This window comes from Bdellovibrio sp. HAGR004, assembly GCF_055397015.1.
On record NZ_AP029177.1, the window covers coordinates 25340 to 40140 of the forward strand.

Annotated in this window: 12 protein-coding genes and 2 pseudogenes; 13 read left to right on the plus strand and 1 reads right to left on the minus strand. The window is 42.8% G+C overall.

Translation table 11 applies throughout. The features are described from left to right. Positions 1-3 precede the first annotated feature (3 nt). The 3 genes from istB (at position 4) to ACZ5ZV_RS20715 (ending at position 3314) form a co-directional block, all read left to right on the plus strand. On the plus strand, positions 4-753 hold the full coding sequence (gene istB / locus ACZ5ZV_RS20705) for an IS21-like element helper ATPase IstB (protein ID WP_464117240.1): 750 nt from the start codon (positions 4-6) through the stop codon (positions 751-753). Positions 754-1500: 747 nt separating this feature from the next. After that, on the plus strand, positions 1501-2265 hold the full coding sequence (locus ACZ5ZV_RS20710) for a chemotaxis protein CheW (RefSeq protein ID WP_464121514.1): 765 nt from the start codon (positions 1501-1503) through the stop codon (positions 2263-2265). Beyond that, positions 2262-3314: a response regulator gene (locus ACZ5ZV_RS20715; protein ID WP_464121516.1), complete on the plus strand. Its 1053-nt coding sequence runs from the start codon at positions 2262-2264 to the stop codon at positions 3312-3314. Before ACZ5ZV_RS20710 ends, ACZ5ZV_RS20715 begins: the two co-directional genes overlap by 4 nt. 109 nt (positions 3315-3423) lie before the next feature. Here ACZ5ZV_RS20715 and ACZ5ZV_RS20720 read toward each other — a convergent pair whose 3' ends face one another. Then, positions 3424-4038 carry a S1 family peptidase gene (locus tag ACZ5ZV_RS20720; RefSeq protein ID WP_464121518.1) on the minus strand — a complete coding sequence of 205 codons (615 nt, stop codon included), beginning with the start codon at positions 4036-4038 and terminating at the stop codon, positions 3424-3426. A 195-nt stretch (positions 4039-4233) separates the two neighbouring features. Here ACZ5ZV_RS20720 and ACZ5ZV_RS20725 point away from each other — a divergent pair, with 195 nt between their 5' ends. The 10 genes and pseudogenes from ACZ5ZV_RS20725 to ACZ5ZV_RS20770 all read left to right on the plus strand — a co-directional run bounded on the left by ACZ5ZV_RS20725 (position 4234) and on the right by ACZ5ZV_RS20770 (position 14729). Further along, a complete protein-coding gene (locus ACZ5ZV_RS20725; RefSeq protein ID WP_464121520.1) occupies positions 4234-4437 on the plus strand; it encodes a SlyX family protein in 204 nt (67 codons plus the stop codon). 136 nt (positions 4438-4573) lie between these two features. Continuing rightward, positions 4574-5269: pseudogene (locus tag ACZ5ZV_RS20730) on the plus strand (sterol desaturase family protein); the annotation flags it as partial. A gap of 27 nt (positions 5270-5296) precedes the next feature. After that, positions 5297-7030, plus strand: a complete 1734-nt coding sequence (locus ACZ5ZV_RS20735) for a phospholipase D-like domain-containing protein (protein WP_464121522.1) — start codon at positions 5297-5299, stop codon at positions 7028-7030. Next, a complete protein-coding gene (locus ACZ5ZV_RS20740; protein ID WP_464121445.1) occupies positions 7030-9090 on the plus strand; it encodes a 1-acyl-sn-glycerol-3-phosphate acyltransferase in 2061 nt (686 codons plus the stop codon). The genes ACZ5ZV_RS20735 and ACZ5ZV_RS20740 overlap by 1 nt, the downstream gene beginning before the upstream one ends. 960 nt (positions 9091-10050) lie before the next feature. Beyond that, entirely contained in the window at positions 10051-10239 is a 189-nt protein-coding gene (locus ACZ5ZV_RS20745; protein WP_464121446.1) for a transposase, read from the plus strand. Between the two features lie 137 nt (positions 10240-10376). Next, a pseudogene (locus ACZ5ZV_RS20750) lies at positions 10377-11036 on the plus strand (glycosyltransferase family 17 protein); the annotation flags it as partial. Between the two features lie 880 nt (positions 11037-11916). After that, a complete protein-coding gene (locus ACZ5ZV_RS20755; RefSeq protein WP_464121447.1) occupies positions 11917-12729 on the plus strand; it encodes a TIGR02147 family protein in 813 nt (270 codons plus the stop codon). Continuing rightward, a complete protein-coding gene (locus ACZ5ZV_RS20760) occupies positions 12726-13469 on the plus strand; it encodes a hypothetical protein (RefSeq protein ID WP_464121448.1) in 744 nt (247 codons plus the stop codon). Before ACZ5ZV_RS20755 ends, ACZ5ZV_RS20760 begins: the two co-directional genes overlap by 4 nt. Before the next feature lie 28 nt (positions 13470-13497). After that, positions 13498-14214: a hypothetical protein gene (locus ACZ5ZV_RS20765; RefSeq protein WP_464121449.1), complete on the plus strand. Its 717-nt coding sequence runs from the start codon at positions 13498-13500 to the stop codon at positions 14212-14214. A 152-nt stretch (positions 14215-14366) separates the two neighbouring features. Beyond that, on the plus strand, positions 14367-14729 hold the full coding sequence (locus ACZ5ZV_RS20770; RefSeq protein WP_464121450.1) for a hypothetical protein: 363 nt from the start codon (positions 14367-14369) through the stop codon (positions 14727-14729). The last annotated feature ends 72 nt before the right edge of the window (positions 14730-14801 follow it).

Sequence of the window (14801 nt, forward strand, 5' to 3'; positions counted from 1 at the left end):
GTTATGACAATAGATGTGATACGCGATCAGTTAAAGCAGTTACGAATGCCCGCGGCATCCGCAGAGATCGAGGGTTTAGTTCAAAAAGGAAAACGCAGCCAGGATCTTAAGTGGCTCAGTGAGCTTCTATCCACGGAATTAGATGCAAGGGCAGATAACGCCGTAGAAAAAAGGATTAAGAAAGCGGAGTTCCCAGAGCGAAGAAGCTTTGAGCAGTTCAATTGGGATTTCAATAAAAAACTCCCGCGCGAAAAAATCGAGGATCTGAAAGATTTAAAGTTTATCGAGAACAACGAAATTGCATTGTTTTTGGGAAGTCCCGGCACGGGCAAGAGTCATCTTGCGATTGCTCTTGGGATGAGCGCTGCGCAGGCTGGTCACAGTGTTTTTTGTACGAGTGTAAAAAGACTTGGGACAAAGATCCGTAAAGCGCGCGAGAACAATAAGCTCGATGTTTTATTCAAACAAATTCTAACATCAAAGCTATGGATCTTGGATGACTGGGGCGTCGTAACAATGCCACGAGACGTGAGTGAGGAGATCTTCGATTTATTTGATCGACGCAAGCACAATTCGGCTATGATCTTAACCAGCAACCGCGACGTTGAAGAATGGCCACAAGTTTTTACCGATCCGATCCTGGCAAGTGCTGCCATCGACAGGATGTTCGAGAATGCCCATATTTGCATTTTTGAAGGCCCCAGTCACCGCATGAAGGGACGAATAACTTTCAACGATATTGACAGCGAGTAGAAAGACCAATAAACCCTCAAAAATCAGGTGGTCAAAGTATCTGAAACGAACCCGGTCAAACTAAGTGAAACGGAACACCTCCATTTTAGCAAAATCGAAATTTGAATGCGGTTGGTTTGTGGTATACTTAAATCAGTGGACAGTGAAATAATAGCATTGGGTTTTCCACCCAAAAGAGAGACGACAGGCGCCGGGGCTCAGCGGTAAATTTCAGGGACGAGACGGATATTCATCGAACGGCCTCTGGGGAAACGAAGGCCAAAAGACCCCAGCTGAACGCCACTACAGCACCTTGGAAAGTGCTACGATAAACCTTAGGCAAAAGTGGTAAGTCCCGCATGAGATCAGACGGGCAGAAGTAGCTTGAGAATGTGCGGTGGTTTTTATTGACCTGATTCACAGGTGAATTTCGTTGTTTTAATCCTCGGGCGGCTCTGATGTGTGGGGAAACAAAAAAAGGGTCCCGGTTGGGACCCTTTCAGGGGTGATTTTTCAGAATGTCTCAGGAAGATCTTAGCGCTCTGCCTGAAGAAGTTTCCAACCACGCACGTAAGCTTTGTACTCTTCAACCTGAGTGGAAGTTTTGGAGCTTTCACGCAGATTCACAACTTCACAAGAACCCTCTTTAGAGTCTTTGACTTAAATTCTCCTCTCGAGACTGTGTCACCCCTGCTCGGACAGAACAGTAATAGATCCAGAAAGCTTGTGGTCTCTTCTTTTGTGTAAAGATCAGACGGAGGTTGCTGCATGACCGACTTTTTCGGTGATGATTTTACGGCAGAGTTAAAAGCCTATTTTCTAGATAGTCTTGTCAAAGAGACTGAAAAGTTTATCGATTTAGTGGATGAAACCACGTGGAAGAAAATTCATTTAGAATTAGTCGAAAACACAAAAGTGTGGGCCATTGACGCGAAAACTAATGAATTTCTTTATTTTGAAAAATGGCTAGAAGATTTTGAAGAGCGAAATCTGAAAATTCAAAGCTTTGATGGTCTTATTGCAGCAATTGAATCTATAAAAAAATATGCAGAGTCTTTACACACAGAAAAAGACTCTCTAGATTTGGCCTCACGTTTTGAGTCAGTAGTTCAATCTCGTAAACAATCGCAATTTCTTCATTGTAGATTCGGGACACAAGAGTTTGCAATCCCACTTATAAGCATTGTTGAAATTATTGGAAATTTAAGGCTATTCAATCTTCCGCAAAAGCGCGAGGGTATTCTTGGAGTTATTCCTGTCCGTGGTGAGGCGATTCCTGTAATTAGTTTTTCTGATCACGGATTTGTTTCAGCCCAATTAGGCAACAATTTGTTTGTAATATGCGAACATGAAGGCTCACGCTTTTCACTTCCTGTTACGAAAACAGAAGATTTGGTGAACTTAAGTGAATCAGATTTTCTCAGTGCTGAAGAGCAGGGCATCTTGATCAATGCTTCATTCGTAAAAAGTTTTTTCATAAAAGATAACAAAAATATTATGGTTCTAGATTTAGGAAAACTGGTGGCATCATGAACACACATTATTTATTTCCAGGAAAGTTCGCTGCTTTTAAAGAAGAAACTGTCATTTCAACTCTATTGGGTTCTTGTGTCGCAGTTGCCATTTATGATCCAACAACTCATATTGGCGGCTTAAATCACTATCTCCTTCCCGAAGGTATGCCTGACGAGCGCCCTAATGCCAGATATGCAGTAAGTGCCATTCCGATGTTGATCGATGAGTGTGTGCGTTTGGGTGCAAATCGTTCGAAGCTTCAAGCAAAAATCTATGGTGGGGCAAATGTTATTAGTGTTTCGAACTTAGGTGACGGAATTGGTAAAAGAAATATTGAGGTTGCAGAAAAAATGCTTCGCGATATGGGTATTCCGATTATTGAAAAAAATGTGGCAGGTGAATCTGCACGCACTATCAAAGTAAATACCTCCAATTTTAATGTTGTTCACAACTCGTCTAAAGAATCGGGCAATGTGGATAAACCTGTGGATGTATCAGGTTTCAAGCCCTTGTCTATAGCGAAAACCGTGAAGGTGCTCATAGTTGATGACTCAGCGACAGTACGTACTTTATTTACAAATATTTTTGCCAAAAGTGGCTTAGAAGTTGTTGGAGCAGCCGCAGATGCTTATCAAGCGCGAGAAATGATCTTAAACAAGAAACCAGATGTTATGACGTTAGATATCGAGATGCCCAAGATGTCTGGTGTGATGTTTTTAGAAAAAATTATGAAGCATCATCCTATTCCAACGGTGATGGTTTCTTCTTTGGCGAGTACCGGTGATGCGGCTTTGAAGTCTTTGGAGCTTGGAGCTGTTGAATTTGTACATAAGCCTTCTCAATTTGATCCTGCAGTATTGAAGGATCTGGCAGGAATGCTTGTTGATAAAGTGAAAGCTGCGGCATCTGTTAATGTGTTGAAAAAGATTAGAGAGACTCCGGCTCTAGTGACAGATCTTAAGAATATTACAACGGATGCTGTGAAAATCAAAAAGGCAGCCGAACTTAAGGTGATTGTTTTAGGTGGCAATGCGGGCTCGGCAACGGCCTTACCAGCTCTCGGTTAGCCCCTATCGGGGCGAGGAGTGCAACATAAGGACTCATTATCGGGGAGTTTGAGCGTAGTTCCCTTGGGAGCATAGACATTGGGTTTCAGGAAACCCTCTTTTATATGTCTTAGACTACTTTTCCCCCACGAGGATAACCCGCACAAAGCATGCGGTCCGTGATGACATTCTTATAGTTTTGATTGCAGGTTTCTTTTGAGACCAACGGAACATTTACTTTCTGCAAACGTGAAGGCAAACCAAAAGAATTTTCCTTCGTAGCTCCCCAGCCGGCCACAGTCGCCATAATTTGACTGTCAGAGTCTGCTGGAATTTCGATTTCCTCCGTATTGATGACAACAGGTTCATATTTTGAATCTGTCTCTAGTTCAATCAAAGCAAAGTCAAAATCAGCATTTTTATCATCATATTGAGGATGCGGAATCACACGCTTCGTTTTGATAGACTCTGCTTTTGCGGCATTTCTTTGATCATGCAAGCCTATGACAACTTTTCGGATGGTTGATCCCTGAACACAGTGAGCGGCCGTCAAAACCCAGTTCTTCTTGATTAGAGAAGCGCCACAGAAATGTCCCGAAGATCCATGCAAGGACACAACAAACGGAAACTCACCAGCTGTGGCTTCCACTCCGCCGACTATTTTTGATTGAAAATCCCCAGCCTTAGCCAGTGATACAGAAGACACAATAAGACCTATCGTCATCAGACGAGCTATTATTTTCATTACTTTCCCCTCTATCGTAATGAGTATTTGGACCTTCACCAGTTTCACAGCATCACTTGCTTTACGACAAAGGTTTGTATTCAATCAGGACCTTTGTAGGGGTGAATAAAATGCCCTTATCGAAAAATGCCTCTAACATTTCTGGAAACTCCTTGGTAAAAGAGCCCGGAACAACTGGGAGTGTGGTGAAAGCCTATGTCAGAACAACGCTTTATTGATATTGAAACAAAAATTGCCCACCAAGAATTTCTGCTCGAGGAGCTGAATCAAGTTCTTTACCAACAACAAAAAACCATCGATTTATTGGAAACCACCCTTAAGACACTGACAAAACGCCTCGAAGGACTAGGGGATGGCGACAGTATCCGTGGGCCCAACGAAAAACCACCTCATTACTGATTTCCTGAGTTGCCTGTCAATACTATAGGCAACTCTGAATTATCTTACCGAAGCCCCTCAGGCTTGATCCTAAGACCCAACCTAGTGGTCTTAAGTATCCGGAAATAGGAACGCCTTTTGCATTCTTCGTTCCCCTATGAATATTTTAGAAATATTTCTGCAAACAAGTCCCGCTTTGCTTTATGTTCTGGCGACCCTAGGAACTGCTATCATATATTTCTTTACGGCGGGGTTGGCTTATATTGTCGTTCAAAGCCTTAAACAAAAAGAAAGTCCCCTTTTACTGAATAAACATCCCTTTAAAAAAGAAAACGTTTACAAAGAGCTCACTTGGTCCCTCGTCTCTATTGCTTTCTTTGGCTTTAATGCCCTTGCAATTCAAGGGCTCGTTCGAACGGGCCTCGCACAGTTATCCACCACCCCCTTCAATCTTTCATCTGCTCTCCTCGAACTTTTTTTGTTTCTGGTTTGGAATGAAATCCATTTCTTCATCGTTCATCGCTTGTTTCACACTCCGTGGTTGTTCCGCTTTCATAAAATACATCATGCTCAATCAAATATTTCGCCGCTCTCCATATTTTGCTTTCACCCCTTAGAGGCCATCGCTTTGGGAAGCGTGATTCCCTTGATCTTACCCTTCTATAATTTTCATATAGAAACAGTTTTCTTATTCGTCCTCTCTTCGATGCTTTTGAACACTTGGGGACACAGTGGGCTCAACTTGTTTTCGTCTGCTACGTGGCCTGAGGCTTTACGAGCGTCTCAGCGACATTTTGATCACCACAAATTTCACAAGATCAACTTTGGTTTCTTCTTTAGGATCTTTGATAAATGGGGAAAAACATCGAAAGAGAATCTGGTGAGCAAAGCAGGTCCTTCCGCCGTTGTTGCTCTGCTCTTGGTCTTAGGTGACCACGCAGAAGCTCAACGTCAGATCTATGGAAAACGTCTCCTCGAGTTGGATCGCTACTATCACGTCACACATTTTGACCTTACTTATTCTCCTTATACAGAATTAGAGATCAAAAATTTAATTGAGGAATCAGAGCCCCTCGATATCTCCTGCGACAAAGATGTCCTTTTCCTTGTGGGTAAGAAGAAGCAGAAAACCAAGTCTTATAGAGGACTGCTTTATCCACAGACTAATGCCCAAAAGATTTATATGAGATTCGATGATCAAAACTCGAAGTGCACGGCCAAAGTAATGGGCTACCGTATTCAAATAAACCCCGAAGTGGACGCCCACCCTTCCGTTGCCCAACTGCGCTCAGTAACCGACAGATGCCAATTGAACACCCCGGCGTCTTCTCCTCTCTCATTGGGCTGCCACCTGCAAACAGAGGATGTTGAGATCCTAGCCAATCCCTACGACGCTCTTAATGCACGTTTTAAGATGCTTATGGGTTACGAGTTAAGCTATGCAGATTATCTAAAAAAAGATCCCCGGATGCCTTTGGATTTTTCTCATACGCCTCAGTTAGACCTTGTTGTGTTCGACACACTTCAGATCATGAAAGACTTCGTGGGTACGTTGCACATCCGTATGCTGGAACATCACCTGCGCCAAGGGGCGAAAGTCTACATCACAACATCGAAGGCTTTACTTCTGCCCCATGAAACGGGATGGCTCTATGAGCTGAAAAGAAGATATCCTGAAATTCACTTTCGCACTTATGAAAAAACTCCAGAAAAGTTGAATCTGAAAGAGTCCTTTCATAGCCTTCACCGCAACAGTCACGTGAAGGTGCTTTTGACATACTCACAGGAACACCCTGAAAACAATGCCCTTATCGCCGGAGGCAGAAATGCTTCGGAGATGTATTTCTATGCGCAACAACCTGACAACTCCAAATATCCTGAGATTATACAATGGGGCTCTGAGCCCTTGTATGGCTGGGTCTATTTCAACGATCTGGATTTCAAAGTCAGTGGGTCTTCCGTGACTGCAGCCCTCGCCCGAAGCTTGATGTCTTACAACGAAGAACTGCCCTGGAATTTATCGCAAGAAAAAATTCCTGCCCAAAATGAAGAGGACACCTCCAACATGTCTTTCTTTTTATCCTCACCTTTTGCCGAAGGAAAAGGTCAGCTTGAGGACGTCTATGTAGACCTATTTAACAATGCTCAAGACTCCATTCACATCTACAGTCCTTACATCAATTTCACAAAAAACATTGCTCAGGCTTTGAACGAAGCCCAACGTCGTGGAGTCCGAATTGACATCACAACAAATCTTAGCGTCGAAGGGGACTTCATGCCCGGGATTCTGCAACCGGCAATGAATAGGTCTATCCGTGAAGTTGTCAAAAAATACCGTATCCAATACTTCTCTGCAAACAAGCAGATCTATCACACAAAGGCTGTGGTCATTGACAATACTATGATTGTTTTGGGTTCAATCAATATGAACCAACGAAGTTTCATCCACGACACAGAAATTGCATTCTTGTTTAAAGATCCCAAAGTCTTGACTCAGTTTGAACGGGTCTTTTCTCATGGTATCCGCCCCTACGTACAAGAACTCACCCCAGAGCAAATTCCACGGGCGTCCCTGATGGAACTTTTGGTGTCTCCATTTATGTCGGTGTTCTAATGAAGGAAACTCAACATCGCTCGCAAGCTTATATCGAAAAGATGGTGCGTTGGTTATGGCCCGTCTTGCGCTTCGTCTTTCGCTTGGAAGTGACTGGTACAGAACACTTAAAGCAACAGGCCTGCCTTCTGGTTTCAAACCATAACTCGGGAGCCGTCATCGAAAGTCACTCTTTGGTTTCGCTGATGGTTCTGCAAAAGATCCGAGCCTTCGGCTTGAATCACCAGGCGCTTTTCAAGATTCCTATTGTTGCAAAACACTTTAGAAAAATAGGAGCTATCTCCGCTTCTCGTGAAGCCACTCAAGAAGCGCTTAAAGAAGGCGCTCCAGTTCTGATCTTCCCAGGAGGAAACCGTCAGGCATTTCGCCCTCTTAAAATGCGCCATCAGCACTCTTTTCCATGGGCCAAGGGGTGGGCAGAGATTGCTGTGCAAGAAAAAGTTCCGGTCGTGCCGATTAAATTTATCGGAAGCCATTGGGTAAATCCGATCCTTTTCACCTCTAAAACACTTTCAACTCTTTTAGTTCTACCTCGTCTTCTAAAAGTGACTTGGTTTCCAGTCAGTGTTTCACAAATTCTAGCGGCGTTCCTTGTCGGCAGCCTCGGCTTCACTTCCGGTGTTTCTGGCGTAGCCTGTCTGCTGATGATCTATTTTGCTTTTGTATTCACACCGCTGATTCCGGTGGTGCCGGCCCGTATTCGAATAAAAATTTATCCAGCGCTGATTCCTGATAAAGACTTTAAAACGTCCGCCGAGCTTATAGAAGTTATGAACACACTGATGGATCACCAAGATTACCCGGCAGGAACAAAACAAAAGTATGCCCTCAATGGTGTTGAGCGGTTCATGCTTTATAATGTTTCAGAAAAAGTTCCCTATAACAGTCAGTTTATTTTTGATTTTGAAGGCACGCTAAACAAAGAAAAGATTCTGCAAGTCACACAGACATGGCTGACAGAGACTCCTGTTCTTCGCTCGGTGATTGAAGAGTCCTTCTATCGCCCTCAAAGATACATTTATAAAAAAGTCTGGTTCAAGGCTGAAAATATCGTTGAATTTTCTGACTCTTTGGATGACCAGCAAAGAGATCAGTTTTGCTATCGCCCCTTCCATCTGGCATTTGAACCGGCAGTTCGCTTTTTAGTTCAATCGGATGGCCGAAAACATCGAATGATTTTTTCCTGCCATCACTCGTTAATGGACGGCGCAGGTCAGGCGTTTGCCTTCGAGATCTGGGCAAAACTTTATAAAGGCCTCGAATACCCACAAGCCTTTAAAAATGTCCAAAGCTTCTATTATCGTGATCTTAGAAAAACCTTGGGCCTCAAAAAGTTTTGCCAATTGCTTTTCACGAACTTACGACCAAGTCCTCGTCGATCCGTCAAAGGGGTTGCTTGTCTGAATACTTTGCCCGACATCGGAGACCGCCGGGTGTCTTCAGTGACTGCTTTTTTGGATATGAAGAATTCGCGCAGAATTGATTACACAGGAGTTGTAATTGAGGCATTCGATAGCACCTTAAAAGCTATCGGAGACAGCGAAAAGCCTCTCTTTGTCATCATCCCTGTGGGCTTAAGATGGACTTTGCGAGTTCGTGACTCGCTTCAGAACATTCTGGTCAGCTCAGTTCTTTTTCTTAAACGGGAAAAGCTCAAAGACCCTTCTTGGCAACAAGACGTACATAAAAAGTTGGCGCAAGATCCAATAGAGCTAAATCAAAAATTTCTTTTCGGAGTATTGCCCTTGTGCAGCCTGAGCCCTGCCGGACGATTACGAAAACGGTTTTCCCAAATGGACTCTGTGAAAAGCTCTCAAAGTAGTTCCTTGTTATTTGTACAAGCGCCGATTCCTCAGACCTACAGCCTTCCCCATGATTGGGAAAATGTTTTTATCTCTGCTCGAGGAACTTTACTGAAGTCCCCTGGAGTGGGGGTGATTGTGACGGGAAAAAAGAGCCATCAAACAGTGACGGTGGAGTACATTCCTTCCCTCGTCGACGAAAACCATGCCCGTAAGCTACTAGCGGAAATCACTCAACGCATTCATCAAACCATCTAAAGATTTTTTTAATGGGCAGTCAGAAAGACTGCTTTGATCATGAGAAAATTAAAAAAGGGAGCTGAAACAGCTCCCTTTACCAGCTCTCGGTTAGCCCCTATCGGGGCGAGGAGTGCAACATAAGGACTCATTATCGGGGAGTTTGAGCGTAGTTCCCTTGGGAGCATAGACATTGGGTTTCAGGAAACCCTCTTTTATATGTCTTAGACTAGGCAGCGGTTGAGAAATTCCCTTTGCAGAGAAACTCGAATATAGCCTAGTTCGTCGCTTGTTTGCGTGTTCATGAAAAGTAAAATGCCATATCAGCGGTGGGCTTACGAGATCTTTGACCTCAAAGTGAGGTCAAAAGATGGCCTCAGGAAAATTTTTCCTGACTCTCTAAATTTTAGTCAGTACCGCAGCCATTTCTACCTAGAGTGCTGTTTTCCCAAATAAAAGAAGTCTTATTAAATTATGCGACCTTTTTTTCGAGGTCTCTTATTCCCGGTATTTTTCCTGACAAGAAAGTGTCTTGTTCACTTGGATGATGTTGTCAAAAAATCTTAAGACACCGACTAGAGTGACCCTTTGGCTGTTCTCTGCACTTCCCTGAGACCATACCTTCACGTCACCGACAAAAGAGCCGTTCCCGGGGGCGGTTTTTAGAACAACGGGCCCCTCTTCAGTATCTATCAGCTTTCCTTCCAAAACCCAGCCACCAAAAATCAACGTGATATTGGTTGCGCGACCGTCAGCGCCTTCGCGATGTTCAAAAGTATTTACAATCAGTCCATCGTCCTGACATAGATTCCAAGAACTGTCAGAGCCGCGACGAATACGCTGTGCTGTCCGAGCTCGTTCGACACAGTCAAAAGGGCAATTTAAGTCAAAAAAATGTGTCGATTTCAGCGTAAATAGCTGAAATCTGGAAGGTGACCCCTGTTCTCAAAGGAGAGCAAACCATGATAAAAGGGAGTCACAATGAGTCAGATCAAAGAAAAGAAAAAGCGCGCAAGAAGATCGCCAGAAAAAATGGCGGAACTGGTTTTGGAAGCAGAACGAGTCGGACAAGGCGTCGTGTGTCGGCGAGAAAATATAGCACCGGCGCAGATGTCTCGATGGAAGCAAAAGTTTCTACAGGCCGGTATTGCGGGTCTCAAAGAAGGTTAGGAACTATAAACCGGCATTTTTCCCACCCAGCCCACCAGGAGGTTCGGCCCGAAGGGCCTCCTGATAGATGTTGGGATGGAAATCTTATGATTCAATGATGTCGGAGGCTCCGGGAACTCTCGCTAAAAAGATTTGAGAAATTTAAAGATAAAATCATTCACGTAATTGTGGACGATTTTCCAAGGTTCAACTGGAAGAAGCTTCGAAGAACTGGAAACTGGGACATCGAGGATTTTCAGAGAAATGCGCTGAAGCGCGGACTGTTGTCTTGCAAGGATGATGATGTAATTATTTTTTCGGATTTAGATGAAATTCCACGTCCAGAAAAGATAGTTGAATATAAAGATAGACCCGGCATTAAAACTTTCTATCAGGAAATGTATTACTATTACCTGAATAATCTCGTGGTGACTCATCCAGAGCCGAATGAAATGTACAAAGGATATATTCCTTGGCATGGCAGTGTGATGGCCAACTATCGGTATTTTAAGAAATCTCCCAACGACATGAGAACCTATCGAAGTAAGCGCGATTCCGAGCATATTATGGTGATGGATGGGGGATGGCATTACTCTTTTATGGGTGGAACTAAGATGATTCTAAAGAAGCTTAGAGCCTACTCTCATACTGAATATATGCACTCAAAAACAATAACACCAGAGTGGGTGGAGCAACAGGTTCGAGAGGGGAAAGACATTTTTAGTCGCAACATGTCCTTTAGGACTGTGGATTTGGCCTCTCATGCCCCTCAGTACATTGTTGAAAATCGGGAAAAGTTCGAACATTTTATAGTATGATTTTGTCAGTTAATTAGCTGTTAGCTCATAATACAAGGCCAGGGTTTTGGTAAGGGTTTGTTGCCACGAATGTTGCGCCAGGGTCCACTGAAAGGTTAGGAACTATAAACCGGCATTTTTCCCACCCAGCCCACCAGGAGGTTCGGCCCGAAGGGCCTCCTGATAGATGTTGGGATGGAAATCTTATGATTCAATGATGTCGGAGGCTCCGGGAACTCTCGCTACAGAAACGGATTTGACGAAAAACCCTTCGTCTTTAAGGAACATCGTGATTGAACGTTGAATGAGCTCGTCGTCATCGACGAGAAGAATATTGTGTTTCACTCCGGCCCCCATTCCAAGCAACACATGGTTGTATCACTCCACTTCATCAAGGACTGTGCCAATTAAAAAATAGTTATTTTCTAATGGAAAATGAGTTTAAAACCTCCGTAGAGCATTTAGTATCTAACTTAATATTTTATACTAAGTAAAAATTTCAAACTTTAAATGAAGTTCGACAAGTGTTAGACTGTGCTCTAATTAATTCAAGCACTTAGATATGAAAACTAGTGGCGAAAAGACGCCAGACTTAAGCATGAAGCTAAATTAAACAGACTTATAACAAGTAGGAATTGTAAATAATACGTTCATTTAAATATACACATTTGATGTTATCTCTTGTAAATAAACCCCTTGGTTGCTGATCATTAATTAGGTCGGCAACCAAGTGTTTTTGATAACGCAGCCGAGATTTATCATCGAATAATTTTTGAACTCCTAAACGATTTAAATGGTTACTGAGAATTTTGTACTGTCGTGATTTTCCACAAAAATGCGCTGCGAACACTTTGTTCACGCTGCAATTGCTTCACTTGCGAATATGGGATAAGAGGTACCCATGGAAATGCACTACAGAACCATTTTGAACGAGGTTTTCCGCGAAAGGAGCTTGGCGAATTCAAGTTATTCACTGCGTGCTTTCGCTCGTGATATTCAAATTGCCCCTTCGACGATTTCTGAAATCTTAAATGGCAAAAAGGGATTGTCGCCAAAGCTAGCTAGGTCCGTGGCCCAAAGCCTTCGCCTACCAGATTGGGAAGTTGAATATTTTTGCGATCTGGTAACTCAAGAGCATGCAAAGAGCCCTCGGGTTCGAAATGAAGCTAAGCAGCGCTTGAAGGAAAAACGGCAAGAAAACAAGCTTCATATACTCAATCAAAATGCCATGAGATCTTTAACCTCATGGATTGACTTAGCAGTTCTTGAAGTTACACATCTGTCGGAATTTCAAGGTTCCGCTTCGTGGATTTCGAAAAAGCTGAATGTTGAGGAATCTATCGTTCGAGATTCCGTAAAGCGACTTGTTGATTCAAGACTTTTGGAAATCAATGATAAGTCTGGTGCCTGGCGCGATGTATCTCCTCTTTTCAGTTCGACAGATGGAATCAACAGTGAATCCATTCGAAAGTTTCATCGTAGTGTATTGAATCTGGCCCTGAAAAATCTTGAAATACCTGACGTAAATGCCAGGTCAGTTAAGTCCGTTGTCTTTTCAGTGTCTGAGGAAAACGGACTAAAAGCACAGAGAATCCTCAATGAGGCCATTTTAAAAATTGTCGCATTAGCCGACCAAAAACATCAAAAACGAAGCGACGTTATGTGTTTTAGCGGCCAGCTGTTTTCACTTTTAAATAAAGGAGCTTCCAAATGAGACTTATTCAAATCGTCCTTATTTTTGTCATGACCCCGCTGATAGCCCTGGGAAATGCAAAAGTCATTGGAAATGGCGGTAACGAAATCGCACTGGATTTTTTGAATTCAGCCAAAAGAGTACTTTCAATTTATGGTGGAGAGCTCAAGACATACCCTTCACTCAAGGGCATAGCTCTTGGGAGCGTCCTAAACGACACTAATATATTGATTTCTTCGACCTCACTTTTCGTTGAATTGAATGGAATACAACAGGAAGTCACAGCGGTTAATTTTAAAAATCCAGCCATGATCATAATCAATGAAAAAAGATGGCTAGCAATCAAGCAAGACGCGCTGAAAGAGGCACTGGCACTTCATGAGCTGCTTAGTCTTGTGGGAATTGAGAAAACCGGAAACTACTTCATCTCTAAAAATTACTTAGTTAAAAATGGCATCAACTGTAAAACTGGTCTCTGTGAATCCCCTTCGATGGCGCCGGAAGAGACATATTGTCGATTTCAGAACAATTGGTATCCAAGCGAGAAGACCTATAAATATCGATTTGTATGCAAGGGTCATCGTTCCGAATTTGTTATCTACTGTGACCTTTGGAAAGATCCGACGGAATTTGATGGCAATAAAATCGATGCTCTTGGTGGTACTTGGATACCCAAAGACAAAAAGGGTGGAATCTTATCGTATACATATCCGGATGAAGGCGGAAAGAGATGCACCTACGCAGACACAAAAGACGAATAATAAATAGAATCCATAAGGAGATTTAATTATGAGAAATTATATAGCTTCACTTTTAGTATCAGTAAGTTTTATTGGTTCAGCTTTCGCGTCAGAGGAGTTGAATGTTACACACAACGTCCTTGTTAGAGAGGGCTTTTCCGTCGATAGCTGCGCAAGAGAAATCGAACGTCAAACAACTGCAGAGGTTGTTCAGGTGATGGAGGCCGTTTCGGTAATTAGCGTTAATGCAAATGCTCGAGACGCTACCCGAATTGCGAAACTCCGCTGTGTAGACACTGTGGAAAAGAACGGGACTGTTAAGCAAACAAAACTTGGTGAGAGTTCAGAGCACTTAATGAGTTATGAGCAAGCGAAGCTGTATTGCTCTGAAAGAGGGGCTAGAATACCGACCGCGCGAGAGCTAGCAGAATACGCCATTTCCTTGGGGGCGACTGGGATTAGAGAAACCAAGTATCCCGGTGAACACATATCATCGGATGAAGTGCGCGATGAAAGAAATAGAAATGAAGCCGAAGGATTTGAAGTTGTTACCAAAAAGATAATAAACTCTCACGGCTACCCATATTCCACAGTTGCATTTTATTATAGCCGCAATGGATTTAATTCAAAGGATCCGTATTATACCGAAAAACTTTGGAGCTCAGATCTTGCGTATTCTGGACTTACTTACTACTTGTCAGAGTGGGGGCACCTTTGGGAGAAAAACCAATATTTTAGTGTCGCTCGAGTTCGATGTATAGAGTGATTTGCAGCGATTTCCAAAAGCCGCTAAAGAACCCTATACAGAATGACGTGTGCAAACAGTCTGCGTAAATTCGGCCTTCAGTTTTAAATAAATTTAAGCAACGCGCTATGTTTTTTAGGTATAACACCTTCAACTAAACAGGAGAAATTTAAATGAAATCCCTATTAATTTTGGCCACACTTCTTTCTAGCCCCTTTCTATTTGCTGAAACTTATGTCTGCCAAGTTCAGCGTTCAAATCAAACCATAACCTTTAAAAAACTTAAAGATTTACCAGTTAATCCACGGTTGAATATCGACACAAAAGCAGAATATGTTATGGAACTTCAAACGGGTGAACTACCTTTCCCTTCAGTTAGCGTTAAAGGAGTTGCAACAACAGCTGATGTTCATTTCACATTTAAATCAGCCGATGGAAAGTACCAGGCATTCATGTATCTTGATGATGCAGAAGGAACTCTTAATCACAATCGCAAGAAGTACAATTTTTCTGATTGCCAGTTTTTCAAAAATTAAGTGCTAAGTTCGCAGCTAAAAATCAATCAAACAGGCTTCGGGTAAAAACCGAAGCTCTTAATTTTTTGTGAA